This window comes from Trinickia sp., from assembly GCF_035492435.1.
In the GTDB taxonomy this organism is placed as follows: Bacteria; Pseudomonadota; Gammaproteobacteria; order Burkholderiales; family Burkholderiaceae; genus Trinickia.
This window is the reverse complement of record NZ_DATJJF010000216.1, coordinates 1-26557: the sequence shown is the minus strand read 5'-3', so window position 1 is coordinate 26557 and position 26557 is coordinate 1. Positions and strand designations below refer to the sequence as shown.

At 61.1% G+C, this 26557-nt stretch carries 27 protein-coding genes, 3 tRNA genes and 1 pseudogene; 15 read left to right on the top strand and 16 right to left on the bottom strand.

The features are described from left to right. Positions 1-769: DUF6538 domain-containing protein (locus tag VL598_RS15700; protein ID WP_325327646.1), on the bottom strand; the 769-nt coding region annotated here is incomplete at its 3' end. Between the two features lie 93 nt (positions 770-862). Continuing rightward, a tRNA-Leu gene (locus tag VL598_RS15695) sits at positions 863-947 on the bottom strand. 284 nt (positions 948-1231) lie between these two features. On the opposite strand from VL598_RS15695, the gene rnr reads away from it, so the two are divergent. From rnr to VL598_RS15670, 5 genes are all read left to right on the top strand, one after another. Continuing rightward, positions 1232-3700 carry a ribonuclease R gene (gene rnr / locus VL598_RS15690; protein ID WP_325327645.1) on the top strand — a complete coding sequence of 823 codons (2469 nt, stop codon included), beginning with the start codon at positions 1232-1234 and terminating at the stop codon, positions 3698-3700. 2 nt (positions 3701-3702) lie between these two features. After that, complete coding sequence (gene rlmB / locus VL598_RS15685; protein ID WP_325327644.1) at positions 3703-4452, top strand: 23S rRNA (guanosine(2251)-2'-O)-methyltransferase RlmB; 750 nt, start codon at positions 3703-3705, stop codon at positions 4450-4452. Between the two features lie 110 nt (positions 4453-4562). Continuing rightward, positions 4563-5297, top strand: coding sequence for a response regulator (locus VL598_RS15680; RefSeq protein ID WP_325327643.1), 735 nt, complete (start codon positions 4563-4565; stop codon positions 5295-5297). Between the two features lie 81 nt (positions 5298-5378). Further along, complete coding sequence (gene rpiA / locus VL598_RS15675; protein ID WP_325327642.1) at positions 5379-6077, top strand: ribose-5-phosphate isomerase RpiA; 699 nt, start codon at positions 5379-5381, stop codon at positions 6075-6077. A 166-nt stretch (positions 6078-6243) separates the two neighbouring features. Further along, the gene (locus VL598_RS15670) at positions 6244-6480 is read left to right on the top strand and encodes a hypothetical protein (protein ID WP_325327641.1); all 237 of its coding nucleotides are present in this window, start codon (positions 6244-6246) and stop codon (positions 6478-6480) included. A gap of 54 nt (positions 6481-6534) precedes the next feature. On the opposite strand, the gene VL598_RS15665 is transcribed toward VL598_RS15670, so the two are convergent. Then, positions 6535-7269 (bottom strand): Crp/Fnr family transcriptional regulator, encoded by a 735-nt coding sequence (locus VL598_RS15665; protein WP_325327640.1) that lies wholly within the window; start codon positions 7267-7269, stop codon positions 6535-6537. A gap of 1204 nt (positions 7270-8473) precedes the next feature. On the opposite strand from VL598_RS15665, the gene VL598_RS15660 reads away from it, so the two are divergent. After that, on the top strand, positions 8474-9190 hold the full coding sequence (locus VL598_RS15660) for a FadR/GntR family transcriptional regulator (protein WP_325327648.1): 717 nt from the start codon (positions 8474-8476) through the stop codon (positions 9188-9190). Between the two features lie 143 nt (positions 9191-9333). Here VL598_RS15660 and VL598_RS15655 read toward each other — a convergent pair whose 3' ends face one another. The 9 genes from VL598_RS15655 to VL598_RS15615 form a co-directional block, all read right to left on the bottom strand. After that, on the bottom strand, positions 9334-9993 hold the full coding sequence (locus tag VL598_RS15655) for an amino acid ABC transporter permease (protein ID WP_325327639.1): 660 nt from the start codon (positions 9991-9993) through the stop codon (positions 9334-9336). 125 nt (positions 9994-10118) lie between these two features. Further along, entirely contained in the window at positions 10119-10928 is an 810-nt protein-coding gene (locus VL598_RS15650; protein WP_325327638.1) for a cystine ABC transporter substrate-binding protein, read from the bottom strand. A gap of 93 nt (positions 10929-11021) precedes the next feature. Next, positions 11022-12065 (bottom strand): quinone-dependent dihydroorotate dehydrogenase, encoded by a 1044-nt coding sequence (locus VL598_RS15645; protein ID WP_325327647.1) that lies wholly within the window; start codon positions 12063-12065, stop codon positions 11022-11024. A gap of 84 nt (positions 12066-12149) precedes the next feature. Continuing rightward, positions 12150-12974, bottom strand: coding sequence for an arginyltransferase (locus VL598_RS15640; RefSeq protein WP_414718734.1), 825 nt, complete (start codon positions 12972-12974; stop codon positions 12150-12152). A gap of 55 nt (positions 12975-13029) precedes the next feature. Beyond that, entirely contained in the window at positions 13030-13785 is a 756-nt protein-coding gene (gene aat, locus VL598_RS15635) for a leucyl/phenylalanyl-tRNA--protein transferase (protein ID WP_325327637.1), read from the bottom strand. A gap of 15 nt (positions 13786-13800) precedes the next feature. Continuing rightward, on the bottom strand, positions 13801-14346 hold the full coding sequence (locus VL598_RS15630) for an NUDIX hydrolase (protein WP_325327636.1): 546 nt from the start codon (positions 14344-14346) through the stop codon (positions 13801-13803). 187 nt (positions 14347-14533) lie between these two features. Continuing rightward, positions 14534-14665 carry an MFS transporter small subunit gene (locus tag VL598_RS15625; protein WP_325327635.1) on the bottom strand — a complete coding sequence of 44 codons (132 nt, stop codon included), beginning with the start codon at positions 14663-14665 and terminating at the stop codon, positions 14534-14536. Between the two features lie 9 nt (positions 14666-14674). After that, the gene (locus tag VL598_RS15620) at positions 14675-16081 is read right to left on the bottom strand and encodes an L-lactate MFS transporter (RefSeq protein ID WP_325327634.1); all 1407 of its coding nucleotides are present in this window, start codon (positions 16079-16081) and stop codon (positions 14675-14677) included. A gap of 252 nt (positions 16082-16333) precedes the next feature. Further along, positions 16334-16410 (bottom strand) — tRNA-Met (locus VL598_RS15615). Positions 16411-16655: 245 nt separating this feature from the next. Between VL598_RS15615 and VL598_RS15610 the strand changes: the two genes are divergently transcribed. The 3 genes from VL598_RS15610 to VL598_RS15600 all read left to right on the top strand — a co-directional run bounded on the left by VL598_RS15610 (position 16656) and on the right by VL598_RS15600 (position 18748). Then, complete coding sequence (locus tag VL598_RS15610) at positions 16656-17153, top strand: heme-degrading domain-containing protein (RefSeq protein ID WP_325327633.1); 498 nt, start codon at positions 16656-16658, stop codon at positions 17151-17153. 3 nt (positions 17154-17156) lie between these two features. Continuing rightward, complete coding sequence (locus tag VL598_RS15605) at positions 17157-17495, top strand: multidrug efflux SMR transporter (protein WP_325327632.1); 339 nt, start codon at positions 17157-17159, stop codon at positions 17493-17495. A gap of 113 nt (positions 17496-17608) precedes the next feature. Further along, on the top strand, positions 17609-18748 hold the full coding sequence (locus VL598_RS15600) for an enoyl-CoA hydratase/isomerase family protein (protein WP_325327631.1): 1140 nt from the start codon (positions 17609-17611) through the stop codon (positions 18746-18748). 50 nt (positions 18749-18798) lie between these two features. Here the strand turns inward: VL598_RS15600 and VL598_RS15595 are convergent, their stop codons facing one another. Beyond that, entirely contained in the window at positions 18799-19230 is a 432-nt protein-coding gene (locus VL598_RS15595) for a hypothetical protein (protein ID WP_325327630.1), read from the bottom strand. A gap of 176 nt (positions 19231-19406) precedes the next feature. Here VL598_RS15595 and VL598_RS15590 point away from each other — a divergent pair, with 176 nt between their 5' ends. Then, positions 19407-19604, top strand: coding sequence for a hypothetical protein (locus tag VL598_RS15590; protein WP_325327629.1), 198 nt, complete (start codon positions 19407-19409; stop codon positions 19602-19604). 121 nt (positions 19605-19725) lie between these two features. Here VL598_RS15590 and VL598_RS15585 read toward each other — a convergent pair whose 3' ends face one another. Together VL598_RS15585 and VL598_RS15580 are read right to left on the bottom strand one after the other, a co-directional pair. Next, on the bottom strand, positions 19726-20946 hold the full coding sequence (locus tag VL598_RS15585; protein WP_325327628.1) for an MFS transporter: 1221 nt from the start codon (positions 20944-20946) through the stop codon (positions 19726-19728). 10 nt (positions 20947-20956) lie between these two features. Then, complete coding sequence (locus VL598_RS15580; RefSeq protein ID WP_325327627.1) at positions 20957-21931, bottom strand: PRC-barrel domain-containing protein; 975 nt, start codon at positions 21929-21931, stop codon at positions 20957-20959. A gap of 224 nt (positions 21932-22155) precedes the next feature. On the opposite strand from VL598_RS15580, the gene dusA reads away from it, so the two are divergent. The 5 genes from dusA (at position 22156) to VL598_RS15555 (ending at position 26161) form a co-directional block, all read left to right on the top strand. Beyond that, complete coding sequence (gene dusA / locus VL598_RS15575; RefSeq protein ID WP_325327626.1) at positions 22156-23154, top strand: tRNA dihydrouridine(20/20a) synthase DusA; 999 nt, start codon at positions 22156-22158, stop codon at positions 23152-23154. A gap of 97 nt (positions 23155-23251) precedes the next feature. After that, positions 23252-23327 (top strand) — tRNA-His (locus VL598_RS15570). Positions 23328-23788: 461 nt separating this feature from the next. Continuing rightward, entirely contained in the window at positions 23789-24127 is a 339-nt protein-coding gene (locus VL598_RS15565; protein WP_325327625.1) for a PadR family transcriptional regulator, read from the top strand. Beyond that, positions 24124-25257, top strand: coding sequence for a DUF1700 domain-containing protein (locus VL598_RS15560; protein WP_325327624.1), 1134 nt, complete (start codon positions 24124-24126; stop codon positions 25255-25257). Before VL598_RS15565 ends, VL598_RS15560 begins: the two co-directional genes overlap by 4 nt. A gap of 106 nt (positions 25258-25363) precedes the next feature. Further along, positions 25364-26161 (top strand): BPSS1780 family membrane protein, encoded by a 798-nt coding sequence (locus VL598_RS15555; protein WP_325327623.1) that lies wholly within the window; start codon positions 25364-25366, stop codon positions 26159-26161. 299 nt (positions 26162-26460) lie between these two features. Here VL598_RS15555 and VL598_RS15550 read toward each other — a convergent pair. Continuing rightward, positions 26461-26557 (bottom strand): annotated as a pseudogene (locus tag VL598_RS15550) (30S ribosomal protein S21); the annotation flags it as partial.

Here is a 26557-nt window from a genome sequence, read left to right as displayed (position 1 = left end):
TCGTTAGCTGCTTGTTGGTATTGACGGCTGTTTGCCCCGACTCCAGGAGCTTGTTCTTGAACGTGAGGACGTGCGTTCGCGTGATACTGGCGACCGGGACGCGTCCGACGAGCGTGTAGAAGCGCTCGACGATGAGTTCCGCCTTACGCACCGTCCGCACCGTGGGCTTGCGTTCCTTGGCCCATTGTTCGGCAAGGGCGGCTAGATGACCTACGGACGGTCCACCCTCACGCCGGTTTTGCTCAGCCGCGCGAAGGTCGGCACGGATCGCGGAAGAGGGTGTGGTTGGCAGGCTACCGTGACGCGCGACGATACGACACAGCGCCTCCTCGTACGCCGATACCTGCCGCTCGTGCTTGGCCTGCCGTTCGGTCTCGCGGGCTACCTGCCGATCATGATTCGCGTATTGCGCATCCAGCGGCTCTTCGAAAAGCTCGGCGGACTCATGCATGTCCTGCACCATCTCATCCGCTTGCGCCCGCGTAAGGGTAGTAACGCGAGGTCTATATGACTTGCCGGATAACGCGTCATAGACGGCGGGCTTGTCGTCGGTAGCGGAGGCGTTTTGGGACGGATCGGCGCGAAGGCGGTCAAACTCGCGATCAAGCCAGACGCTCTCTTCGCGGACGAGTCTGCGAGCGTCTGCCGGGTCGGACGTGCCGAGGGCTTTGACGATCTCTTTTCGGCCCTGGTAATGGGCCCGCAAATCAATGGGAATTTTGCGGCGGATGTAATACCGACTGCCGCGTTTGAGGAGATGATTGGTCATGGCTTATCGGGCGGTTGGTGTATGTTACACCGGCTGCTACCGTCCCGTAAGTCATTGATTATGCTGCAAACCCTTTCTGGATAAGGGTTTCAGTGGTGCCCAGGAGAGGACTCGAACCTCCACGGTGTTACCCGCTAGTACCTGAAACTAGTGCGTCTACCAATTCCGCCACCTGGGCTAGGTGTCGTGTGCAGCAAAGAACGTAATTATATCGGTCTGAAAATGGCTGTCAAGCACTTTGTCTAAAAAATCGATGAGCGCGCTGCGCGCGTGTCGTTTTGCGCTTCATTGGGCCTTGCCGTATCCCGCCTTGGCTTTCTGGCTCGACGACACGATCGTCGTGCACCGCGCAATGCACCGCGTACGTCGGCGTCCGTACGCCCTCGCGCGAGTGCTAGAATGGCGCGATTGTATGTCCGAAGCCCCCCACACTAGAACAATCCTCGATACCGTCCAGCGCCCTTGAGCAAATATCCGTACCCGATACCGAGCCGCGAAGAAATTCTCGGCGTGCTCCGAACGAGCGACACGCCGCTTACCGCGAATGACATTGCGGAGACGCTGTCGATCAAGCGCCAGGAGCGCGAAGGCTTCTTCAAGCGTCTCGGCGCTATGGAGCGCGACGGCCAGATCCGGCTCGACAAGCGCGGCCACTATCAACTCACTCATCCGTCGAACTTCGTTGCCGGCCGCGTGCAGGGGCATCGCGATGGCTTCGGCTTCGTCGTGCGCGACGATAAAGGCCAGGACGATTTGTTCCTGCCGAACGCAGAGATGCAAAAGGTCATGCACAACGATCGCGTGCTCGCGCGCATCGTCGGCTATGACCGACGCGGTCGCCCCGAAGGCCATGTCGTCGAGGTGACCGAACGCGCCAACAAACGCGTGATCGGCCGGCTGCTCAACGAAGGCGGTGCACTGATTGTCGCACCCGAGGACAAGCGGATTGCCCACGATATTCTCGTTACGCAGAACACGAAGAAGGCGACAGTGGGCCAAGTTGTCGTCGCCGAGCTGACTGACTTCCCGAGCCGTCATTCGCAACCGCTGGGGCGCATTGTGGAAGTCCTTGGCGATATCGATGATCCAGGCATGGAAATCGAAATCGCCGTGCGCAAGTATGGCGTGCCGCATGAGTTCGCCGATAAAGCGCTGGCTGAAGCCGCGAGTCTGCCCGATGAAGTGCGCCCGACCGACTTGCGTCATCGCGTCGATCTGCGTGACGTGCCGCTCGTGACGATCGACGGCGAGGACGCACGCGACTTCGACGACGCCGTTTACTGCGAGCCGATGAAGGTGGGCCGCAGCGAAGGCTTTCGTCTCATTGTCGCGATCGCAGACGTTTCGCATTACGTCCAGCCCGATTCGGCGCTCGATGCCGACGCGATCGAACGCAGCACGTCGGTGTACTTCCCGCGCCGTGTCATTCCAATGCTGCCGGAGAAGCTTTCGAACGGCTTGTGCTCGCTCAATCCTCAAGTCGATCGCTGCGTCCTCGTCTGCGACATGGTGGTGACGGCGCGCGGCGAGCTCAAGGCCTATCAGTTCTACCCGGCGGTGATGCATTCAGCGGCGCGGCTCACCTATACCGAGGTTGCGGCCGTCCTCGCGAACACCAAGGGGCCGGAGGCGGCGCGCAGGGCGGAACTGGTGCCGCATCTGCAGAGCCTTTACGCCGTCTTCAAGGCGCTTTTCGCGGCGAGGCAACGGCGCGGGGCGATCGATTTCGAAACGACAGAGACGTACATCGTCTGCAATGCGCAGGGCAAGATCGAGCAGATTGTGCCGCGCCACCGCAACGACGCCCACAAGCTGATCGAGGAGTGCATGCTGGCTGCGAATGTCTGCGCGGCCGACTTCCTTAAGCGCAACAAGCATCCGGGCCTCTACCGCATTCACGCCGGGCCGACTGCGGAAAGGCTTGAAAACCTGCGGACGTTCTTGCGCGGGATGGGGCTCGCGCTCGAGGGCGGCGAGACACCTCACGCAAGCGACTATGCGGCGCTGATGGCGCAGATTCGCGAGCGCCCCGATGCGCAGATGTTGCAGACGATGCTGTTGCGCTCGATGCAACAGGCCGTGTACAGCCCCGACAACATCGGCCACTTCGGTCTCGCTTACGACGCCTATGCTCACTTTACGAGTCCGATCCGACGCTATCCGGATCTGCTGACGCATCGCGCGATCTATGCGATTCTCGCTGGTCGCAAGTATCAGCCCGAAGCGCCGGACGGCGTCGTGCTGAACACGGCGCTCTCGCCGCGAGCCCGCGCGCTGCAGCAACAGGCTGAGGAGCAGACACCACGCTCGAGAGGCCGGGGGAACACGGCGATTTGGGAAGAGCTGGGGCTTCATTGTTCGGCTAATGAACGGCGGGCCGACGAGGCGTCGCGCGACGTCGAGACTTGGCTCAAGTGCTATTTCATGCGCGACAAGCTCGGTGAAGAGTATGGCGGGATGATCAACGGCGTCACGTCGTTCGGCATTTTCGTACAGCTTGATACGCTCTTTATCGAAGGGCTTGTTCATGTGACCGAACTGGGCTCGGACTATTTTCAATACGACGAGATCAAGAACGAGTTGCGAGGCGAGCGCACCGGCATCCGATATCGGTTGTCCGACCGCGTACGCGTACAGGTGAGCCGCGTCGATCTCGACGCGCGCAAGATCGATTTCCGCTTGGTGCGCGACGTACCGTCGAAGGCGCCGTCGATGGTGCGCGCAATGCCCGCTGAGCGCTCGTTGGTCGACACCGAAGACGCTCCAAGAGTGCGTCCGCTGATTCGCGGGGAAGGCATGCCGCGAAAGAAAGCGGCGCCCGGAAAGTCGGCGGCGGTCAAAGAAGCGCGCGCCACCCGGGCGCAGGTCGCGAAAAAACGAAGTATTGCGTCGAAGCCTGCCTCAAAGGCTCGAGCACGTAAAAAGAACTGAATATGGCACGTCTGAAGGTTTTGTACGGTTTTCATGCGGTAACGGCGCGCTTGCGTCACGATCCGTCGACAGTCGAAGAGGTCTTATACGACCCAACGCGGCGCGATCGCCGCATGCAGGACTTCCTGCACACCGTGAAAGAAGCGGGTGTGCGCTTGATCGCGGCCGACGAAACGCGTCTTTGGGGGCTTGCGCATACTGAGCGCCACCAGGGCGTCGTGGCCCGGGCGACCGATTTGCCCCTCGCGCAGAATATTGCAGAGCTCCTCGATGGCATCGCGGGGCCTGCCCTGTTGCTCGTACTCGACGGGGTCACCGATCCGCATAACCTCGGTGCGTGCCTGCGCGTTGCCGACGCGGCGGGCGCGCATGCTGTCATCGCACCGCGCGACCGTGCGGTCGGCCTGAATGCGACAGCTGCAAAAGTGGCCAGTGGAGCGGCCGATACGGTGCCTTACATCACTGTGACCAATTTGGCGCGTGCATTGCGGGAACTCAAAGATATGGGCGTGTGGGTCGTCGGTACCGCAGGCGACGCTCCCGCCAGTCTTTACGACACGAAGCTCGATGGCCCTGTCGCACTTGTGATGGGCGCCGAAGGCGAGGGCATGCGCCGATTGACGCGTGAAACTTGCGATGAAGTGATGCACATCCCGATGGCAGGGACCGTCGAAAGCCTGAACGTTTCAGTGGCAAGCGGCGTTTGTCTGTTTGAAGCCGTGCGCCAAAGGGCCGGCAAGCAAGGGCTGTGATGTTGCGATGCTTCGTTGCAAAGGCCCGATGGTTGGACTGCAGTGGGTGCTGCGACGGCCGTTGTAGGTAAGACCGTCAGCGCCCATGTGAGTTGAGAGTTTGTCCGCCTATGTCTGATCCAGCGCTTCAGATATTGCTCGTCGACGATGACGAGGTGTTGCGCGATCTGCTTCGCACCTTCTTTCAGCAGCAGGGCGTCGAGATTTCCGTGTTGCATGACGCAAGCGGTCTCGCGCGTCGCCTGCAACGGGAGCGGCCATCGATCATCGTACTGGATGTGATGATGCCGGGCGTCGATGGGCTGACCGCGCTCAAGCAACTGCGTTCAGGCGGTGACTCCATTCCAGTCATCATGCTGACGGCGCGCGCGGAAGGCGCTGATCGCATCATCGGTCTCGAGCTCGGCGCCGACGACTATCTCGGCAAACCTTTCATGCCGCAGGAGCTGCTGGCACGTATTCGTGCCGTGCTGCGCCGGCAGGGCGGCATGAATGGCGGCCCGGTCGCGCAAAGGCGTGCGCCTTGCCGCTTCGGTGCTTTCGAATTCGACTTCGCAACTCGGACGCTTTGTCGCGACGGTAAGCCGGTCAAGTTGACTGGCAGCGAGTATGCGCTGCTGGAAGCCTTCGCATCGCACCCGCTGCAAACCCTTTCGCGCGCACATCTTCTCGAATTGCTCGACGGAGCACGCCATCGGCTCACCGAGCGCGGGATCGATGTGCCGGTTTGGCGCCTGCGCAGACTGCTGGAGGACGATCCCTCGAACCCCCGCCGGGTGCGGACGGTCAGAGGAATTGGTTACATGTTTGTGCCGGACCAGGTTGATGAACACAACCTTGCGTGAGCGCAATGCCCCCTTACATGGCGTATGGCCGACTCGGCAACTCCGGTAGACTTACGCCTTTCGCCTGACTTTGTTTCCCTCATGAACCAAGACGAATTAAAGCGCCTCGTCGGAGAGGCGGCCGCCGATTACGTCCTCAAGCATGTGCCCGATGGTGCCGTCATTGGCGTCGGCACCGGCTCGACCGCGAACTGCTTCATCGACGCACTCGCCTCGCACAAAGACCGTTATCTCGGCGCAGTATCGAGCTCCGTCGCCACAACGGCGCGGCTCCAGCAACACGGCATTCGCGTGTTGGATCTGAACGAAATCGATTCATTGCCAATCTACGTCGACGGTGCCGACGAGATCGATGCGAGCGGCGCGATGATCAAAGGCGGCGGCGGCGCTCTCACGCGCGAAAAAATCGTCGCGTCGGTGTCCGAGGTTTTCGTCTGTATCGCCGATGCGTCCAAGCAGGTGGACGTCCTGGGCCAGTTCCCGCTTCCGATCGAAGTGGTGCCGATGGCGCGCACGGCGATAGGCCGTCGTATCACGGATCTCGGCGCAGTGCCGGTACTGCGCGTGCGTCAGGACGGCACGCCCTACATCACGGACAACGGCAACGAGATCATTGACGTCAAAGGTCTGCAGATCCGCGATCCGCGCACCCTCGAGGCGACGATCAACGGATGGCCTGGCGTTGTGACCGTCGGGCTTTTTGCGCTTCGCGGCGCGAATGTATGCCTGCTCGGTACGGCTTCCGGGGTCGAGACGATCCGCTATCTTCCGCCGCAGTAACGTCAATCAGAGCGGCGGATCAGGCAGCAACGGCAGATCAGGCAGGAAATCTGCGTGTGATTGCACGCCTCCCATCGCGCTTCGGTGGGCAGTTCCCGTAGGGAAGCCCGTCTTGCGCTATGAGGCAACCCTCATACGTGCATTGAAGCCTTGAAGGATTGCAATTATGCAACGTGAACTACGGTGCGCACTGGATGCCGCCTATGCGCGGTTGGCTGACGACGACGTGGCCCCGACCACGTTCGCGGGCAACTATGCGCTAGGGCTCGGTATCGTTGTCGGTGGCCGGGCCTGCGGCGGGATGACCGAGACCGAGGCCGCGCAAGAGCGCGCGCGACTTGCCATGCTCGCGGCGATTTACGAAGTGCGCACGCGCGTGCGCAGCGATGTAGGAGCGAACTGAGCGCACGCGTGTGCGCGCTGTGGCCACAAGCGGCGGCCTTATGGGCCACCGCGCTCAGTCGACCGGATTCGCCTGACGCAAACTCGGCAACAACCGGTCGAATTCGCGCTTGACGAGCCCATAGCACTCACAAGCGCGCCCCTCGAGGCCCTCACGGTCGAGCACCTTGATGTGGCCACGGCTGTGGTAGATGAGCCCTTCTTCATGGAGCTTGCCGGCCGCTTCGGTGATGCCCTCGCGGCGTACGCCAAGCATGTCGGCAATCATCTGCTGGGTTACCGCGAGTTCGTTGCTCGCGGCACGATCGATCTCGATCAAAAGCCAACGGCAAAGCTGCTTGCTCAACGAGTGGTGACGATTGCAAGCCGCCGTTTGCGCGACTTGCGTGAGAAGTGCCTGCATATAAAGCAACATGAGCCTGCGCAGCAGTTCGGAGCGCGCGATTTCGTGCCTCAATTGTTGAGCGCTCATCCGATAGGCGAACCCGGCGCATTGCACTTGTACCCGGCTCGGCATCGTTTCTCCGCCCGTCAGCACCTGCACGCCCGCCATCCCTTCGCGACCGACGGCCGCAAGCTCGACCGAACCACCATCTTCCATCATCGACAAAATTGAGATGATGGCCGTGGTGGGAAAATACACGTGGTGAATCTTATGACCGCAGTCGCAGAGCAACTGCTCTGTACGAAGATGAACCAGCTCCAGGTGAGGGGTCAGCGCTTGCCATTCGTGGGGCGGCAGAGCGCCGAGAAGGTGATTGCCGTGAAGGTCGGATTGTAGCGTCAGCATTTTTTCGGTCCTCGAATTTACGGCCACGTCATGCGCGAAGCGCACGTGCTCCTGCGGCTCATGGTTGCTTCCGGCGGTATGGATAGGTGCTGGTGAGACAACGTACTTACCTCCGCGACTTATCCATTCCGGCCTGCTTCCCGCTCCCTGGACATACCGCTGTCTGTGCGGCAGCGCTCAATTGCGCGCCAGCATTCAGCGAGGATCGTGCCAAGCCCCAATACAACAGCATTCGAAGGGCATCAGCTTGTGATGCAGTGCAGTTAAACGCGTTTGCCCAACCTTTTTGTTTCAAATCTGCACAATGCGTCCAATTGCCGCGGTGATAGGTGGGTGGTTCTGGTGGATAAGATAAGTCATTGAAAAGATGGTGATTTATTGGGGTGGCGCCGGTCTTGAGGCGATTCGGCACGGGCCCGATCCATTGCGCAAAGTGAGGACGGCCACGTACCAAAATTGATTCAGTTATGTTGCATGGGCCACGGTCAATGCTGCGCTGCCATATCTCGCCTGATGATTGAAAGCCGCATGCAGCAAGGGTGATAGGGTAATGAAAGCATATGCGGCGCGTTGGAATGAGCGTGACGGAAGTGTTCGCTCGTACGTCATGTAGTGGAACGTGAGTGCGTATGACGGCCGCTCGCTAGCCGAAGTCTTCCAGGACTTGCGCATGTCGGAAGTGGCTCATTGTTGAGACGCGTTTATAAGGTGTCCGAGATGGCTGCCGTATCAACTCTGTGCGAGTACCGGGTGCTCTGCGGCCTGTAAGGTGCGATTGCGAACTGAAAGGGGGGTTTATCAGACGTACCGTGCAGCAATAACGATTCTTCCTACTTTGCCTGTGAGTCGTTCGAGTGTAGGAGCGCAGCAAAGCTGTGACAGGCGGTGTTGTAGCAAGGGCTGAAATGCCGAGTCGGATATCACGGATGTGTAGTACTACGAAGTAATCGTACGCGGTAATTGCGGTCCTTTAAGACTTGCATTATGTAGGAGTACGAAGTAATCGTACGAGGTGGCGGGTTGCGGCGGTGAGCGTCATGCAAGCATATCGGGCAATACGGTCAGAGGGATAACCCTGTCAGGCCTTTCCCAATAGCGTGCCGAATTTGGCCGAAGCACCGTATTCGTGTACCTGGCAGCACTAGGCGAGGGCGTGAAGCGAATGGACAGGAGACAGGCGTTGGACGACGCAACGGGGGGGGCTATGGAGCAGGGCAAGGACCGTTCATTGGTCAGCAAGGTGATGGACGGACTCGTCACAGGCATCGTCGAAGAAAAGTACGGGGCAATTTTGCCGCCGCAAGACGTGCTGTCGAAAGAGTTCGACGTTAGTCGCACCGTCATGCGCGAGGCGCTGTCGATGTTGCTGGCGAGGCATATGCTCGATGTGCGTCCGAAGGTTGGCACACGCATTCGTGCGATGCGCGACTGGCGCATGATCGACGAGGATGTAGTCAATTGGCGCTTCAGGGCGAAGCCGGATCCGCTTTTTATGCGGGATGTCATCGAATTCCGGATGCTCATCGAGCCCCGAGCGGCGGCGCAGGCTGCTGCGCGCGCGAGCGTGGCGGAAGTTTCGGCTATCCGCGAAGCGTTCGACGCGTTCAAGGGGCTCGCGCCCGGGGATCCGGGTTACGCGGCGGCGAACGAGTTGCTGCATACACGCATCGTTCACGCGAGCGGTAATCAGTTCTTTCAGCAGATGGCAGCCATCATTCGCGGTGCGTTGCAAGCAACGCAAGGCGTGCTCGGACAGAAGGCGGGCGTGTGGGAGATTTCTGTGCAAACGCACGAGCGTCTCGTCACGGCGATCGAGCGGCGCGATCCGAAGGAGGCCGAAGCAGCGGCGCTTGCGCTTGTTGAACTGGCCGCCGACGAGGTGAGTCGCGAGTTCGCCGTCGAGGTGCCGGGCCGCCGCTAGCAGGTTGCGATAGACGTCATCGCCGCCGAGCACTGGCCCGCGTGCCATGGCGGCTGATTGCCTGTGCCCGCTGTGTGACGAGGAGGCTGAGGCCGTGCGTCTCACACGGTGCGCGCATCCGCAGAGGCCGGCGCATGGGGTGCCTAATGCCGTGTGGGCAACGCAAGGCGCCGCTCATACCAGTGTTGGAGCCACTCGAGCACTTGGCAGAGCACCCAATAAACGGCCGCAGCCGCGAGATAAAGGGGCAGCGGTTGATAGGTCGACGCGATGATTTCCTGCGCGCTGCGCAAGAGCTCGGTCACCGTAATGACGGAGACGAGTGACGTATCCTTGATCAGGCTGATCAAGCTGTTCGAGAGGCTCGGTATCGCGATGCGCAATGCTTGCGGCCCAATCACGAAGCGCAGCGTCTGCCGTCTAGATAGGCCAAGGCTGTACGCGGCAAGCCATTGGCCTCGAGGGATGCCATTGATTGCACCGCGCATACTCTCTGAAAGATAGGCCGCTACGTTGGCCGACAGGGCAATGACGCCCGCTGGCGTCGGTTCCAGCGAAATGCCGAGGCTTGGCAGTCCGTAATAAACGACGAAGATCTGCACGAGCAGCGGTGTGCCGCGCATGACGCTCACGTACGCACGTGCGATCCAGTTGAGCGACTTGTTGTGGCTCACGCCCATCATGGCTAAGGCGACTGCGGCAATGAGCCCGAAGATCATCGAGAGCACCGCGAACTTGACCGTCAGGACGGCGCCCTGCGCGAGCACGGGCATCGATTGAACGAGCAGGGAGGTCGTGGACATGACGTGTAACGAATAAGGAGTCCTGACGGACGGCGCACGTTCGGGCACCGGCAACGTGTGCGCCGCTTGCGAAAGGGCGGCACCGCTTGGATGCCGCCCCTTTGCTCGATGTGCCGTCTTAACAGTTACTTCGCAGCGGCCGTGGCGGGTTGCGTGACATCAATACCAAACCACTTCTTGGAGATCTTGGCGAACGTGCCGTCGGCTTCGAGCTGTGTCATGGCATCGGCGATCGCCTTGGCAAACTTCGGGTTGCCCTTTCTGAATGGAATGGCTGAAGGGTTGCCTGTGCCGACCATGGCGCCCGGCCGCAGAGGCAAAGTCGACCCCTTGAGCAAGTAGGCGACCATCAGGTGGTCGTTGAGCGCCGCATCGAGCCGCCCGGCCGACAGATCGCTCAGATACTCGGGGGCGCCCGGGTAGGTCTTCACGTCGATGCCCGGCACGGATTTGGCCATTTCCATGTAGTTGGTACCCAGGCCGACACCGAGCTTCTTGCCTTTCAAGTCTTCCAGCGATTTGAACGCGCGCTTGTCATCTTTGCGCTGAATGAGTTGGGCGCCTGAATAGGTGTAGGGCGGCGAAAAGTCCAGCACCTCTTTGCGCGCATCCGTCACGCTGACTTGATTGACAATCACATCGAACTTGCCGGCTTGCAGGCCGGCGATGATGCCGCTCCACTCAGTTGTGACGAATTCGGGCTTCAAGCCGAGCTTCTGAGCCACCGCTTTGGCGATATCGACATCAAAACCTACCAGTTCTCCGCTTGGCGCTTTGGAGTCGAAGGGAGGGAATGTTCCTTCGAGTCCGATGCGCAACGTGCCGCGCGCGTGAGCGTCGTCGAGGAGATCGGTTGCATGGGCAACGTTCGTTGCGATGCAGGCTGCCCCGATAAACCCGAGCGCCAGCACTTTTTTCAACGTCGAAATTTTCATCCTATCTCTCCTCGCCGCGAGCGCGGTTCGTTGTTATGAAGCAGCCAATGATAGCGACCTGACGTAGTGCTCCGAAATACCGTCTGATTATTTCTATATGACCGGCGCGTGTGCGTGGGCGATGGCGTCGACGCATTCGCCAACGAGCGTGGGCCCTCGATAGATGAAGCCGGTGTACAGCTGCACGAGCGACGCACCGGCGGCAATCTTCGCAACGGCATCCTCTCCGGAGGCGATGCCGCCCACGCCGATGATCGCCACCGCATCGCCGAGGTGCTTGCGCAGCTTGGCAATAACTTGGTTGGAGGCGTCGAAGACGGGCTTGCCCGAAAGTCCCCCGGATTCCTCGGCATGCGTGAGGCCGGTCACGGCGGCACGCGAGAGCGTGGTGTTGGTCGCGATGACTCCCTCGACTCGGTGCCGCAATAGCGTGTGTGCGATCGATTCGATCTGCTCGTCGTCAAGATCGGGCGCGATCTTCAGTGCGAGTGGTACCAGTTTGCCGTGCAGGTCGGCAAGGCGTTGTTGCTTGTCTTTGAGGGCTCCGATGAGTGCATCGAGTTCGTCCGCTCCCTGCAGTTGACGCAAGTTCTTCGTGTTGGGCGACGATATGTTGATGGTCACGTAGCTCGCGAACGGATAGACGCGCTCTAGGCAATAGAGGTAGTCGTCGACGGCGCGCTCGATCGGGGTGTCGGCGTTCTTGCCGATGTTGAGCCCCAGCGGCCCCTTGTAACGCGCGGCCCGAACGTTTTCGACGAACTGATCGACTCCGCTGTTGTTGAAGCCCATTCGGTTGATGATGGCGCTGGCTTCGGGCAGCCGAAAAATGCGCGGGCGCGGATTGCCGGGCTGCGGGCGTGGCGTGACGGTGCCGACTTCAATGAAGCCGAAACCGAGCGCCGCGAGCCCGTCGATGGCGCCACCGTCCTTGTCGAGGCCGGCCGCGAGGCCCACGGGGTTGCGAAATGCAATGCCCATGACGGTGCGCGGTAGATCAGGTACATGCGGCGCGAGCAGCTTGGCGAGCCCGGTGCGGCCGGCTGCACGCAACGCGCGCAATGTCAGATGGTGGGCGTCTTCGGCGTCCATGCGAAAGAGCTGGGCGCGTGCAAGCGGATAAAGTGAACTGAGCACGGAAAAAGGCGGCAGAAAATGAGGGAACCCCATATCTTACCGGCTTCGCGAGCGGACCCAAAACGCCCGCATGGGGCGGCTGTGTCAGGTTCCGGATGCGCGGCCTGTTTCGTCGACGTGCGGCAGGCCGTTGTCTTCGCTCAACGCGAGGGTCGTCCAGCGTCCATCGAATAGCCCCTCCAGCGGCTGAAAGTTCGATTTGTAAGCCATTTTCGCGCTCTCGCGAATCCAGTAGCCGAGATAGACATACGGAAGTCCGAGGCTATTCGCCTGCTCGATCTGCCAAAGGATGTTGTAGGTGCCGTAACTCGTGTGCGGCGCGCCGGGCTCGAAAAACGTATAGACGGAGGAAAGTCCGTCGCCGAGGATATCGATCATGCTGACCATGCGCAGCACGCCCGGCTCGATGGGGGCCACGCCGGGTGCTGCAGTGGCCGGCTCACGAAATTCGACAAGACGGGAGTTGATCCGGCTGTGCAGTAGGAATTGTTCGTACTGGTCTCGGCTGTCGCGATCCATGCCGCCACCCGCATGGCGCGCCGCTTGGTAGCGCATGTAGAGCGCGTAATGTTCTTCGTCGTAATGGAGCGGCGACACCGAGGCGATGAGCCCCGCATGCTTCTTCCACACGCGCCGCTGCGTACGGTTCGGCTTGAATGCGGCAACAGGCACGCGCACCGGCACACAGGCCCGGCAACCCTCGCAATACGGCCGGTAGGTGAAGACGCCCGAGCGGCGAAAGCCGACTTTCACCAGCTCGCTATATACGTCTGAATTGATCAGATGACTGGGGGTGGCGACTTGTGAGCGAGCGACGCGTCCCTCCAGGTAACTGCAAGGGTAGGCAGCCGTTGCATAGAATTGCAGCGCGGAAAGCGGTGAAAGCGGCAACTCGTTTGGACGCGTCATGGGCGGGCTCTCGAAGCATCGTCCCTGATTATTTGCAAGCCGCTGCGATGCAGGCTCAGCGGGCTTGATCGCCTGGCGTCCCGAGAGCCATGACTTCGAGTAGCGCTGTCTTGTCGAAGTGCCATGGAATCGGAGCTTGGGCGACAGCGGACTGCACATGGGCCACGAAAGCCTTGCGCGCAATTTCGCGGCCACCGAGCGATGCCAAATGCGACGTATTTTGCTGGCAGTCTATCATTTCTACCCCGTGGCGGCGAAGGTGCCCGACGAGCGTGGCCAGCGCAATCTTCGATGCGTCGCTGACCTGCGAAAACATTGATTCGCCGAAAAACATATGCCCGAGCGACACACCGTAGAGACCACCGACGCGTTTGCCGTCGAGCCACGTTTCCACGCTATGCGCCTCGCCGGCGCGTTGTAGCGACGAGTAGGCATCGACGATTTCGGCCGTAATCCAGGTGCCGCGCTGGCCACGGCGGGGAGCCTGGGCGCAGGCGCGCATCACGCCGGCGAAATCGTGGTCTACGCGGATTTCCCAGCGCGGCTCCCGCAGCACGCGCTTGATGGTCTTGCGCAGCGACGGCGAGACCTTGAATTCGCGGGGCACGAGGATCATGCGTGGATCGGGAGACCACCAGAGCACCGGCTGCCCATCCGAGTACCAGGGGAAGATGCCGCGGCGATACGCATCGACAAGACGCCAAGGCAGCAGATCCGAGCTCGCTGCGAGCAGACCCGGTGCGCCGCTCGCGGCCGCAAGCGCGCGCTCAACGGGGGGGAAGGGATCGTCGGGACCGAGCCAGGGAACCATTGACAGACGCCGATCTCAGCCTTCGCGCAACGAGCGGAAGACGTCGCCCGTATGGAGGCCGTAGCTGCCCGCGGAGCGGTCTGCAAAGAAAAAACGCAGCGTCTGCCCAACCGTGGGAAAGGCGATATCGTCCCACGGAATTTCGTCTTCTTCGAAGAACCGCACCTCAAGGCTTTCTTCGCCGGCCTCAACGTCGAGATCGAGCAGACGCGCCAGATAGAAAAGATGCACCTGGTGCACGTGCGGCACGTTCAACAGCGAGAACAGATGCTGGACCTCCACGCGGGCGCCGGCTTCCTCGAGCGTTTCCCTCGCGGCCGCTTCCGCGGTCGTTTCGCCCATTTCCATAAAGCCGGCCGGCAGGGTCCAGTAGCCGTAGCGCGGCTCGATCGCTCGGCGGCACAAAAGCACTTTGTCCTCCCAGACCGGCACGGTGCCGACGACATTGCGAGGGTTCTGGTAGTGCACGGCGCCGCAGTTCTCGCAGACGAACCGCTCCCGATTGTCTCCGGGGGGGATGCGTAGGCGGACTGGATGGCCGCATGCTGAGCAGAATTTCATAGAAGGCACGCGCAACAGGGTGATGCGAGTTTATCACCGGGCAGCCCGTGATCCGCATGCAGCGTGCGATTCGGACGCAAGGCGCTTGGTTCGCCCGTGGCGGGCGGCTCGCCGGAAGAAGGCCTCCAGCGCGGGAAGGGGCGGGACTTGGCGCGCAAGCGCCTGCTCCCACTCCCGCCCGGCGGTATTAGCTGAAGAGCTTCATGGCTTGCCGCAGCGTGTTGATGACGCCCCATGCCAGCGGAATGAGCACATAGGCCCAAAAAACGACGAGGGCAACGCGGCTCGTCGGATGAACGGCGCTCGGATGGTCGTTCATGGCTTCCCCTTATAGTTCTTTCGCGAGTTCCGGCTCGGTCATATGGTGCTTTTCGTGCACGCGGGTGACGAGCAGGTTGCAGATGAAGCCAACGATGAGCAGCACGGCCATGATATGGACGGTCATCGTGTAGGCATCGGCCTTGGCGACGCCGTGCGCCACCTGGTAAGCACGGATGTAGTTGACGAGCACGGGGCCCGCCACGCCAGCGGCAGCCCACGCGGTCAGTAAGCGGCCATGGATGCCGCCGACGAACGCGGTGCCGAACATGTCGGCGAGATAGGCCGGCACGGTCGCAAAGCCGCCGCCATACATCGAGAGGATCAGGCAGTACGCGAGTACGAAGAGCCCGATATTGCCGGCGGTCGCGAAAGTCGGCACAAGAAAATAGAGCACCGCGCCGAGCGTGAAGAAGATGAAATAGGTGTTCTTGCGGCCGACCCAGTCTGAGGCCGACGCCCACACAAAACGTCCGCCCATATTGAAAAGCGAAAGCAGGCCGACGAATCCCGCCGCTGCTGCCGCCGTCACGGTCTCCTTGAAGCTTTCCTGGATCATCACCGACGCCTGACCCAGAATGCCGATACCGGCCGTCACATTGAGGAAGAGCACCAGCCAGATGAGATAGAACTGCCGTGTCTTCAATGCTTCGTCGATATGGACGTGGTTGCGCGTGATCATCTTGTTCGTGGTCGCGGGGGGCGTCCAGCCTGCCGGCTTCCAGTTAGGCGGCGGCACGCGAATGGCGAGCGAGCCGATCGACATCGAGATGAAGTAGGCGATACCGAGCACGACGAACGTTTCGGCCACACCGACGCTTGTCGCACTTTTGAAGTGGTTCATCAGTGCGACGGAGAGCGGGGCCGCGATCATCGCGCCGCCGCCGAAGCCCATGATCGCCATGCCCGTCGCCATTCCGCGACGGTCAGGGAACCATCGGATCAGCGTCGAGACAGGGGAGACGTAGCCGAGGCCAAGCCCAATGCCGCCAATCACGCCGTAGCCGAGATAAAGCAGAACGATCTGGTGCAGCCAGACGCCGGCGGCCGATACGACGAAGCCGCCGCCGAAGCAGCACGCAGCGGTGAACATCGTACGACGGGGGCCGACGTGCTCGAGCCATTTACCGGCGAACGCTGCGGACAGGCCGAGACACACGATCGCGAGCGAGAAAATCCAGCCGAGCGTCGTGAGCGACCAGTCGTCGGGCGCGGATTGCGTGATGCCGATTACTTTCGTGAGCGGTCCGTTAAAGACGGAAAAAGCGTAAGCCTGCCCGATACAAAGGTGAACCGCGAGCGCCGCGGGCGGCACTGACCAGCGTGAGAAACCCGGGCGGGCGACGGTGGCCTGTTTCGAGAAGAACGACGGCGAGCCGGCGCTACGGCCCGACGGGTCGGTAGTGCTACTACTCATGGTTGGTCTCCTGGCATCACTGCAATTTTGCTGCTCGTATTTCACGGGCTTGCTGTTTTTTAAGCAGGTGCTGTGCGGCGACTCAACGATAGGGTCTCGTCAGATGACGTGCAATAGGAAGTCGGAGTGCATAAAGCCCCGATAAGCCGGGATGCATCGGGGTTTGAAAACGGGACCTAAAAAACAAAGAGCCCGATCGCTGTGACGATCGGGCTCTTTGATAAATTTGGCTACGGACAGCGCACTGAGTAGTGGTTGCGGGGGTAGGATTTGAACCTACGACCTTCGGGTTATGAGCCCGACGAGCTGCCAAACTGCTCCACCCCGCGTCCGTCGAAGAAAAGATTATAGCGGCAAACGTACGAAAGATGCAAGCGGTTATGAGGGGCAATTGTTCAATATTTGGACGATTGCCTTTAAAGCGTTGGCACCATTGGCCCGAACCGGGTTGCGCCACGTCCAACGGACGTGCCTGAGAGGCAATTGCGTGCGGTAAAATTTCGGCGCATCGCCATCTTGCCTTCCTCTATCGCTCCAGAAGTTCACGCGGTCAAGGCCAACGATTCCCGGACATATGGACATCGATCACGATCTCACAACGATTGCTACACAGGAACATACGCTCGTGTTTCCTCGCTTCGATGCGGCGCGCGCTTGGCAGCTCGGCGCCTATCTTCGTGAGGTCGCGACGGCGCGGGCGCTAGCGGTTGCTATCGACATCCGCACGTTTGGGCAACCGCTCTTTTTCTGCGCGACGGAGGGCGCGACGCCCGACAACACGGCATGGGTTCGGCGCAAGCGCAACGTTGTCGCGCACTTCAGACGCAGCTCTTATTCGATCGGATTGCGCATGCAGCAGGCTGGCACCTCGCTCGTCGATAAGCATGGCTTGTCCGTGGAAGACTATGCTCCGTACGGCGGCGCTTTCCCACTCGCGGTGGCAGGGATCGGCGTCGTGGGTTCCGTGACGGTGTCTGGGCTGCCTCAACGCGCAGATCACGAGCTCGTCGTCGAGGCCCTCTGCGCTGAGCTCGGCCTTGACTACGCGCGGCTTGCGCTCGCGAAGGTCTGATCGATGCGCGGCCAGGGCTACCTGTGGCTGGCCGTCGCAATCGTCGCGGAAGTCGTCGGCACGAGCGCGTTACGTGCGTCGGCCGGCTTCACGCGTATTGTGCCGTCCGTTGTCGTGGTGGGTGGCTACGTCGTTGCGTTTTATTGCCTGTCGATCACACTGAAGACCATGCCGGTCGGAATCGTCTATGCGATCTGGTCCGGCATCGGCATTGTGCTGATCACGCTCGTCGCCATGATTCTCTACCGCCAGGTGCCCGACCTCGCCGCAGTGGCGGGTTTGTCGCTCATCATCGCGGGTGTCGTCGTCCTCAATGTTTTCTCGCGCATGAGCGCGCACTGAGGTTGCCGTTCGGTGCCTCTTGGGTAAAGACAAAGCGCGCCGACGATTTGGCTCCCTGTCAATGTCCGCGCGTGCTACCGTTGCATATTCCCGTCATTGCCTTTGAGCATGCCATGGCCATGTCCGAGCCCGGTTCAATCGCATGTGATGAATTGCGCACATTCGTCGACAATCGAATTGGTTTTGTCGAACTCAATCGACCGCAGGCACTCAACGCACTTACGCTGCCGATGATCCGCGTTATGCACGCAGCGCTCGATGCATGGCGCGCGGACGCGGGCATCCTCGCCATCGTCGTCTACAGTCCACACCCGCGCGGCTTATCTGCCGGGGGGGATCTGCGCCACCTTTACGATCTTTCCCTGCGCGCGGACGTTTCGGCGCGCGAGCAGTTCTTCATTGAGGAGTACACGCTCGATTACGCCATATTCACTTATCCAAAACCGTATATCGCATTGATGAACGGCATTGTCATGGGTGGCGGCATGGGTATCTCACTGGGCGCACATCGTACCGGTGGGCTGCGCGTCGTGACCACATCGACGCAAATGGCGATGCCCGAGACGCGTATCGGCTTTTTTCCCGACGTCGGTGCCAGCTGGTTTCTCGCGCGCACGCCAGGGGCGATTGGCCAGTATCTGGCCGTGACAGGCGCGACGATTCGCGCAGCGGACGCGCTCTATGCGGGGTTGGCCGATGTTTGCATCGACGAGGCTGCGTTGCCGGCACTGCTCGAGCGACTTCGTTCCGAACCGTTCGCCGACGGGGCAGATGTCGTCGACTGCATCGCGCGCGCAGCCGCCACGGCACCCTGCGACGCCGCGCGCGATCCGCAGTGCAGCTCGCTGGCCGCCGCGCGCGCATGGATCGATCGCCATTTCGGCCAGCGTGACGTTGCGCATATCCTGGCCTCGCTCGAGGCCGAGCGAGCGGACGGCGCGCGCGACTGGGCAGAGGAAATCGTGGCGACCCTCCGCGAGCGCTCGCCGCTTGCCATGGCTGTTTCACTGGATGTGGTGGCGCGTGCCGAAGGTTCGATGGCCGAATGTCTGCGACGCGACCTCGATCTCACTCGTTCGATGTTTGAGTTCGGCGATGTTGTTGAAGGCGTGCGCGCGCGCATCGTCGACAAGGACGACCATCCTCAATGGCGTATCGCTCGCATCGAGGACGTGCGCAGCTTAGACGTCGATCGCATGTTCGTCCGCCCTTGGTCCGTTGAGACGCATCCGCTGCGCCACCTGCATGGCTGACGGATGAAAGCGCGAACCCTGTTCGCGTATGAGCGAGCGCGAAAAATGCGTTACGCGGGTTCCTCGGTGCTTTTCGTCATGAAAGCACGCAGGAAGACGAGCGTGCCCCAACCCCAAACCGCGTTCACGGCGAAGCCGACCGCGAGTGGCGCCAACATGTTGCCGCCTGGCCAGATGCCGCGCAGAGGATCGATGACGAAGAGCCGCGTGGTCGTCAGTACGATACCGCCGAAAAGGCATCCTGGCACCCACGGCGCGGGGCGCTCTGGGTCGACGCGCAGCAGCCAGGCCATCAGGACAGCGCAAATGGCACTCCAGAGCGCATTGGCGACGAATTCGGGAATCTCGAGCGGTGCGAAGCGTGCGGTCGAGAATCCACTAGCCTCGATGAGACCCGCGGCGTGCAGCAGCGCGAGCATTGCCTCGTGAAAAAACAGTGCGGCAAGAAAGCCCGAGACGACGGGCAGAATGACCTTTTGCATGAATGATGTTGGGGCGCTTGGCTTGGGGGTAGTGCTCGCGGCTCGCACATGGGCGAAGCGGACGAGCGTCATTATAGGGGCGTGGTTTCGGGGCGTCGTAGGGGAGGATCCGGTTGGAGCGTTTGTAGGCGAAAGTGCTAGCATGAAACCACGACTCGCATGCAAGGGAGCAGGTCATGGTCAAATCCTTGAGCCCGGAAGCCATCGAAGCACTACGGCGCTTGAACGAGGTCGGCATTGGCTACGCTCCGCCGCTGGTTTCCATGGCCGTATCGGCTGAGCTACTCGCTGCGGGACTTGCCGATGAAAACAGTAGCGGCGTCGTCGAGATCAACTGCGAGGGAAGAAAGTATTTATCCGGCGATTGCGATTAGATTGCATTGCAGGCCACGGCAAACCTGGCCGCCGCGGCGCTAAATGCAATCCTTCACTGATACCGCGTCGCGTTCCAGCGCACTTTCGCTCGTTGGCATGACCTGCTTGTCGCGCGCCGGGTTACGGTGAGGCGGGGGGGAGCTGCTCGTCGCCGGTCTTCGCCTCCGATGCATCGCGCGTTTCAGGCAGCGCTGCCCACACGAGAAAGACGGCCGCTGCACCGGCCGCGGCGAGCAGCAGGAAGCTGACTGTGTTGCCGAAGCGATCGGCGACGAATCCCGCGACCAGTGTAGAGAGCGTCGCACCGATGCCGGCAGTCAGCCCAAAAAAGCCGATGCACAGGTTGTAGTGGCCTTTGCTTCCTGCCACGTCCGCCGCAATGAGCGGCATCATGACGCCGAACACAGCGGCGCTGATGCCGTCGAAGACTTGCACTGGCGCAAGCAGGTATGGGCTCGAAATGCTGGCGAGCAGTAACGCACGAACGGGCAGCGCGGCGAAGCCGAAAACGAGCAGCGGACGTCGCCCCCAGCGTTCGGCTGATCGCCCGACCCACGGTGACAGGGCGGCGACGACAATCTGCGGCACGATGATGCAAGCCGCGATGACGAGCTGGACGTTGTCGCTCATATGCGTCGTGACTTCGCCGGCCGCAAGATTGAGCATCGCCGCGTTGGAGAGATGGAATAGCGCAATGCACGCGGCGAAGATAAGCACACGTTTGTCGCGTAGCAGCTCGCTGATGGTGCCGCGTTTTTCGGGCGAGGTGGGGAGGCCGGGTGCGACTCGACTAGTGGGCTCGATCATCGACAACGCGACGAGCGCGGGCACTGTCAGTGCCGCGGTGAGCCAAAACACGGCACGCGCCGAAGAGTATTCCCCGAACGCGCCCATGAGCGCTGCGGCCACGGCGCTGCCGATCGAGGCGTAGCACGCGTTGCGGCCCAGGCGATTGCCGAGTGCATGGCGGCCGACGAGCGCGAATGAGATTGCGGCGATGGCGGGCGTGAGCATACAGCTCGCGAAGCCATGAAATACTTCGGCGGCAATGACCGGTACCAGAGTCGGGCTCGCCGCGAGCAGCAGCGCACAGGCCGCGATTGCCACGATGGCGATAGCGGCGGCGGCTTTCTTGTCGCGCAATGCATCGATGAGCGCGCCGGCCGGCACTTGGCTCAGCATCGCGGTGGCCGTGCCGACGCTGAGTGCGATGCCGATTTCACCCTGAGTCCATTTATTCGTCGTGAGATATGACGCAATGAACGGGCCGAAGCCAGTCTGCACATTGGCAAGGAAGAAGTTCAGCCAATCGAGCGCGCGAAGACTGCGTAGTGTTGCCATCTTCGCTGTGTCACCGTGAGGAAGCGGCGCTGGCAGCCGCGGGCCGGGCAGGTGGCTTCGCGGGCGAAACCGCATGCACCGGCTGATCCGGCTCATAGCTCGGCGCAGCATCGACTTGTGCCTGGGTCATGTCCGTTTGCACCACAAGGCCATCGCTTTTGCGCACAACGCGTAGCGCAGACCAGTCCGCCGCGATGCGGCGCCGCTCGCGGATCAGGCTGCCGACATCGAGTACTGCGGCCTGCGGGGTGGCGTGAGTGTCGATGATGACGTCGGTCACACGGCCGACGCGCGAGCCATCGCCACGCTCCACCGTTGCGTCGATGAGCCGCAGCAGCGACGTGCCGTCGCGCTCATCGGCGCTCCAGGCCATGCCCTTCTTTTTCGTGGCTTCGGCGGCGGGCGGCAAGCCGCGCGGCAGATCGAGCGTGATGGCCTTCTTCGGTGTCGAACTGAATTTGAAGGCGCTCCAGGGAAAGCGGACCTTGCGATCCCCAATGCCCATGAATCCGGAGAGATTGACCATCATTTCGACTGGCCTGCCGTCTTGGTCGACGAACATGTCGATGGCACGGCCGATCACCTTGCCGTCGGGCCGTTGCACCCGAGCATCGAGCAAGCTGCGCGTGTCGGTGGACGACAGCAGTCGCGTCTCGATGATCGGCGCCGGTTTGACGGGGGCCGGGGGAGGCGGTATTTCGGGCGGCGGCTCGTGATGCGGGGGCGTGCGTCGATAGTGTGGACGCGGCGGCGCCTTGTGGACTTCCGGAACCTCGCGGGGCTTCGGGGGAGCGGGAAGCGGGGCCGACGCTTCGGACGCCGGCGCGGCGGGCGGTTCGGGCTCCGGTTCGGGGGCTGGCGCGGGCTGTTGCGCGACCGGCGGCGGCTTCGGACCGGAGAAGAGCGCGCATCCGGCCAGTGCCGACAGCAGCGTCCAGACCAGAATGCACCGTGTCACGTAATGACGGGGAACTCCGCCGCTCATCGATGAATGCTCCTTTCTCTTCTCGTCTTTTCTTTTCCTCGCAGGGACCCGAGGCGGTTCTTGCTCGAACTGTGCGGCAAGCAAGTGGTGCTTTGGGGCTCACTGCGCCGTGCGCGGGCTCCATTCTAGCGGCTCGGCTGCGGGAGCAGGCAGGATAGCGGTGTCGCAAGGACGGACAAAAGCGTTGCGGTAGAATTGCGAACTTGCTTATCGATCGATTTCTCATGTCCTCCGTTGCCGTTTCCAGTCCCCGCCGCGTGTGCGTCGCGCCGATGATGGATTGGACTGATCGTCACTGTCGCTACTTTCACCGGCTCGTTTCGCGTCACACGTGGCTCTATACCGAGATGGTGACGACAGGCGCGTTGCTGTATGGCGATGTTGCGCGCCATCTGGCATTTTCGGAAGAAGAGGCGCCTGTCGCGCTGCAGTTGGGTGGGAGCGAGCCGGGCGATCTTGCTCGCGCAGCCAAATTCGGTGAGCAGTGGGGATATGACGAGATCAATCTCAACTGCGGCTGCCCGTCCGAACGTGTGCAGCGCGGCGCTTTCGGCGCGTGCCTGATGAAAGAGCCTGGGCTTGTGGCCGATTGTGTGAAAGCGATGCGCGACGCTGTTGCGATCCCCGTGACGATCAAGCATCGGATCGGCGTCGACGATGTCGAGGACTATGCCTTCGTCCGCGATTTCGTGGGGACCATCGCTGATGCCGGGTGCACCGTGTTCATCGTTCATGCGCGCAATGCGATTTTGAAGGGACTCTCTCCGAAGGAGAACCGCGAAATTCCGCCGCTCAAGTACGACTACGCGTATCGACTCAAGGGGGATTTTCCGGCACTTGAGATCATCGTCAATGGCGGGATCAAGACGCTCGACGAGGTGGAGGCGCATCTGCGCCAGGTCGATGGCGTCATGCTCGGGCGCGAGGCGTATCACAACCCGTATGTGCTTGCGGACGTGGATACGCGCTTTTATGGATCGAGCGAGGTGGCGCCGACGAGGGATGACATCGAAGCGCAACTGATCGAATATTGCGCGCGCGAGCTTGGGCGCGGTACGTACCTGGGCGCCGTCACGCGTCATTTGCTTGGGCTCTACCACGGCGTGGCAGGGTCGCGCGGTTGGCGCCGTGTGCTGTCGGACAGCAAGCGGCTCGCAGCCCGCGACCTTTCGATCTTTGATGAGGCTCGGACGCATTTGCGGATGCCTGCCGAAATTTGTTGATAAAAGGGCTAGGCAAGATCAAAACGAGTTTGTATAATCTCGCTTCTTCGTTGGTTGAGCCAGATCTTGGCGAGCCAAGCAGAAAGAGTTTTTAGTGGTGGCCGTAGCTCAGTTGGTAGAGTCCAGGATTGTGATTCCTGTCGTCGTGGGTTCGAGTCCCATCGGCCACCCCAGTAGATTCAAGCAAAAAGCCCAGTTCGCGAGACTGGGCTTTTTGCTTTTCGGGCTCCGTGTAGTCGCAATCGCTGTGTAACCGGATTTGGTCAACCTCGGTCCACATGAATCCGACTGAAAACGGATTGAGCGCCAAGCGTGCTGATTCGTAAAGCGACGGTCGGGGCGGCCTCTGCCGGAGGCCCGTGTCGCTGTTCGACCCACAGCAGCCCGTCGCAATTCTCGGAAGCGGACCTTCGAAGCCCAACCGTTGACTAAGCAATGCCCGCAGGCTACTTACGGCGAAGCCGTCTGGCGCGCCGGTAACCGCGTTCGCCGACGCAAGGAGCGTGCATAGAACGGTACCTTGCATAAAACAGTAGATGCTGCTACAGTGCACTCGTGATTCCCGGCTGTAAGTGTACCCGGAAACAGTGCAATGCACGGTACCGTGCAACGCACACTACAAACGTGGCAATTAATGAAAACGCAGTTAAAGAAAGGAACGCTCGATATGTGCGTGTTGGCCGTCCTGGCCCGCGGGGATAGCTACGCCTATCAACTTGTGTCGACGCTGGCGGAAACAATGGAAATCAGCGAAGGCACGATATACCCGCTGATGCGCCGCTTGCAGGCAGAAGCGTGGGTGTCGACTTACCTCGTCGAGTCAAATTCGGGGCCGTCCCGTAAGTATTACTCACTGACGGGCGCGGGGCGGCTCAGGCTGCTCGAGATGGAAGAAGAGTGGCGCAGTTTTGTGAGCGAGGTCAACTGCGTGCTAGGACAACAAGGCAAACAGAACTCAGGGGAAAACCCATGAAGCAGGACGAATTCATCGAAGCGCTACGTCGGGAACTCAGCAGTCTGCCCAAGCAAGCGGTCGACGAAATTGTGGCTGACTATCGCGAGTACATTGGCGACGCGCTCGCGGCCGGACGTCGCGAGGAAGACTTGATCGCCGCGCTGGGAGATCCGGTCAAGCTGGCCCGCGAGCTGAAGGCGCAGGCGAACTACCGGCAATGGCAAAGCCGCCGCTCGCTCGGCAATCTGTTCCGCGTGATGGTGTCGATCGCGGGGCTGGGGCTGCTGAATGTACTGCTACTGGTGCCGTTCATGTTGTACTTGGCGGTGTTGACCATCGGTTACGTAACCTTTACGGGGCTGACCATTGCCGGGATCGTCGGCGTGGTCGCGTTGAGCGGACACCACCTGTTTAGCACGCCGGCGCACGGCATTCCGTCCATCCACTTCGGCAGCCGTGAACACGACAAGTCTGCCAACGCAAATAGCGTCAACGCCAGCGCCACCCCCGGGAACGACAAGGGCAGCGAGGAATCGCCGGGCAACCTGAAAGATTTGAAGATCGTCGGCAACCGGTTTGTCTTCGATCTACAGGACGGCAGCAGGGTGTCGATGGTGACGCGTGCCGGTCCGATCGAGATGCGCAGGGAAGACGACCAGCTCAACATCGAGACCCCGAGCGACGGCGCGCGGCAACTTCTGACCAAAGAGAAGGACGGTACTTTGAGTGTGCGCCGTGATGAGGTGCTGACGCTCGACGTGAGAAATGACGATGATGATCGCGTGTCGTTTGCCAGTGCCGGTCCGGAAGGCAAGTCGGACGTATGGAAGATCTCAAGCGACGATGGCGACCGCGTGCAGATCGAGGAAGACGCGCACGGCAACACCAGCAGTCTGAGCGCGAACAGCGGTCCGGACTCGATGCAGATCCGCGACGGCAGCGTCGACATCGCCGATGGTCGTGACCGGATTCTCGTCCACGCATCGGGCGGTAAATACAACCATCTGGTCGCGATGCTGCCGATGGGCGTGTTGGGTCTGCTGTTCTGTGTCTGGCTGACACGAATGAGCTGGCGCGCCGTGACGCGCTATGTAAAGCGGCAAATCGACGTGGTCTCGGCAAGTCTCGATCGCGACCCGACGTCTTGAACACGAAGCGACGAGAAGCAAATCACCGAATCACAGAATTATTGAATGATCGAATAACCGGACACTGTAGCAACACTCCCACTTTCGCTTATCAGAGGAAATCGTCATGAACATCGATTACCCGAGCGCCGTTTCAAGGGAAACCCGCATTCATAGCGCCCCTGCATTGCGCTTCCCCGCTGGCCATGAAGTCAATCCCCTGCGCTTTCTCGCGTGGCTCGCAGCCGGCTGGCGCGCGGTCAGCATGCAGCCGGTGTTGTGGCTCAGCATCGCGCTTCTCTGCGCCGATTTCGTTACGCTGCTCGGCCTCTTGCCGTTGTTGCGGCCGCTGGCAGTGTTGCTGGCGCCCCTCGTGGTCGGCGCGTTGATGTTCGTGCAAGAGGGCGCAAGCCGGAACGAGCCAGTGTCGTTTCGCGACATGTGCACGGTAATTGTGCGCCATAGCAACGCGCTTTGCGTGATCGGACTGTATGCGGTGGCGACGGTCGCAATCGGTTACGTTGTCCTGCTGGCGACTTTCGATGTCTCGCTGATGGCTTCGGTTACGGCCAACGGCGTCCATAGCGTGTCAATCAGCTACGGCGGCGCCCCGGGCCTGCGCGGCACACTCGAAGCAATGTGTGGCGCGTCGATCTACGCCATCGCCGTTGCTGCTGCATGCTTCGCTCCAGCACTCGTGGTACTGCACGACATGACACCGCTTGACGCCATGATCGCCAGTCTCAGCGGCGCACTGCGTAACTGGCAGGTGACGCTGGGCTGCTTCCTCCTGATGACGCTTGCCGTGCTGTTCATGCCGACGATGCCGTTCGCAGTGCGCGCTTTAGTCATGACGCCTGTGTTGACTGCGCTGCCGCTGCTGGCGATCTACGGCGCGTATCGTGATGTTTTTGTTGGCAAGTAAGACAACGCGAAGTAGTACGTGTGCGGTGGGGTTGCGTGGTCAACTCGCGCGGACGATTCACTTGCTGGCTGCATTCGGTCCGACTTTGAACCGGCGGAGTTGGCCGCCATCCAACAATCCGCGTCGGGCCGAAGTCGACCCGAAGCGGTCTATCGATCGCAGAAAATCGTGTGGCCGGTATTGCGAACTCAACCGGCCACTCGGCCCAGATCAGAACCGGTTCCCCATGCGGAGGTTACGCGAGACACCGGGCTGGGCACTAGACGGCCGCTTCAGCATGGCTGCCCGGCAGTTCCCGGTCAGTATCGCTTTTTCGGCGGCAACGACCGTTTGATCTGCTTGCGCAGGCGTGCCACTGCAGCAGCCTTTTTGCGTTTGCGTTCTGCGGTAGGTTTT

Excerpts from the sequence above, each read along its gene's own strand:
- rlmB (WP_325327644.1), top strand. The coding sequence starts at position 3,703 with ATGGCACGTCTGAAGGTTTTGTACGGTTTTCATGCGGTAACGGCGCGC.
- VL598_RS15680 (WP_325327643.1), top strand. The coding sequence starts at position 4,563 with ATGTCTGATCCAGCGCTTCAGATATTGCTCGTCGACGATGACGAGGTG.
- rpiA (WP_325327642.1), top strand. The coding sequence starts at position 5,379 with ATGAACCAAGACGAATTAAAGCGCCTCGTCGGAGAGGCGGCCGCCGAT.
- VL598_RS15670 (WP_325327641.1), top strand. The coding sequence starts at position 6,244 with ATGCAACGTGAACTACGGTGCGCACTGGATGCCGCCTATGCGCGGTTG.
- VL598_RS15665 (WP_325327640.1), bottom strand. The coding sequence starts at position 7,269 with ATGCTGACGCTACAATCCGACCTTCACGGCAATCACCTTCTCGGCGCT.
- VL598_RS15660 (WP_325327648.1), top strand. The coding sequence starts at position 8,474 with ATGGAGCAGGGCAAGGACCGTTCATTGGTCAGCAAGGTGATGGACGGA.
- VL598_RS15655 (WP_325327639.1), bottom strand. The coding sequence starts at position 9,993 with ATGTCCACGACCTCCCTGCTCGTTCAATCGATGCCCGTGCTCGCGCAG.
- VL598_RS15650 (WP_325327638.1), bottom strand. The coding sequence starts at position 10,928 with ATGAAAATTTCGACGTTGAAAAAAGTGCTGGCGCTCGGGTTTATCGGG.
- VL598_RS15640 (WP_414718734.1), bottom strand. The coding sequence starts at position 12,974 with ATGACGCGTCCAAACGAGTTGCCGCTTTCACCGCTTTCCGCGCTGCAA.
- aat (WP_325327637.1), bottom strand. The coding sequence starts at position 13,785 with ATGGTTCCCTGGCTCGGTCCCGACGATCCCTTCCCCCCCGTTGAGCGC.
- VL598_RS15630 (WP_325327636.1), bottom strand. The coding sequence starts at position 14,346 with ATGAAATTCTGCTCAGCATGCGGCCATCCAGTCCGCCTACGCATCCCC.
- VL598_RS15625 (WP_325327635.1), bottom strand. The coding sequence starts at position 14,665 with ATGAACGACCATCCGAGCGCCGTTCATCCGACGAGCCGCGTTGCCCTC.
- VL598_RS15620 (WP_325327634.1), bottom strand. The coding sequence starts at position 16,081 with ATGAGTAGTAGCACTACCGACCCGTCGGGCCGTAGCGCCGGCTCGCCG.
- VL598_RS15610 (WP_325327633.1), top strand. The coding sequence starts at position 16,656 with ATGGACATCGATCACGATCTCACAACGATTGCTACACAGGAACATACG.
- VL598_RS15605 (WP_325327632.1), top strand. The coding sequence starts at position 17,157 with ATGCGCGGCCAGGGCTACCTGTGGCTGGCCGTCGCAATCGTCGCGGAA.
- VL598_RS15600 (WP_325327631.1), top strand. The coding sequence starts at position 17,609 with ATGGCCATGTCCGAGCCCGGTTCAATCGCATGTGATGAATTGCGCACA.
- VL598_RS15595 (WP_325327630.1), bottom strand. The coding sequence starts at position 19,230 with ATGCAAAAGGTCATTCTGCCCGTCGTCTCGGGCTTTCTTGCCGCACTG.
- VL598_RS15590 (WP_325327629.1), top strand. The coding sequence starts at position 19,407 with ATGGTCAAATCCTTGAGCCCGGAAGCCATCGAAGCACTACGGCGCTTG.
- VL598_RS15585 (WP_325327628.1), bottom strand. The coding sequence starts at position 20,946 with ATGGCAACACTACGCAGTCTTCGCGCGCTCGATTGGCTGAACTTCTTC.
- VL598_RS15580 (WP_325327627.1), bottom strand. The coding sequence starts at position 21,931 with ATGAGCGGCGGAGTTCCCCGTCATTACGTGACACGGTGCATTCTGGTC.
- dusA (WP_325327626.1), top strand. The coding sequence starts at position 22,156 with ATGTCCTCCGTTGCCGTTTCCAGTCCCCGCCGCGTGTGCGTCGCGCCG.
- VL598_RS15565 (WP_325327625.1), top strand. The coding sequence starts at position 23,789 with ATGAAAACGCAGTTAAAGAAAGGAACGCTCGATATGTGCGTGTTGGCC.
- VL598_RS15560 (WP_325327624.1), top strand. The coding sequence starts at position 24,124 with ATGAAGCAGGACGAATTCATCGAAGCGCTACGTCGGGAACTCAGCAGT.
- VL598_RS15555 (WP_325327623.1), top strand. The coding sequence starts at position 25,364 with ATGAACATCGATTACCCGAGCGCCGTTTCAAGGGAAACCCGCATTCAT.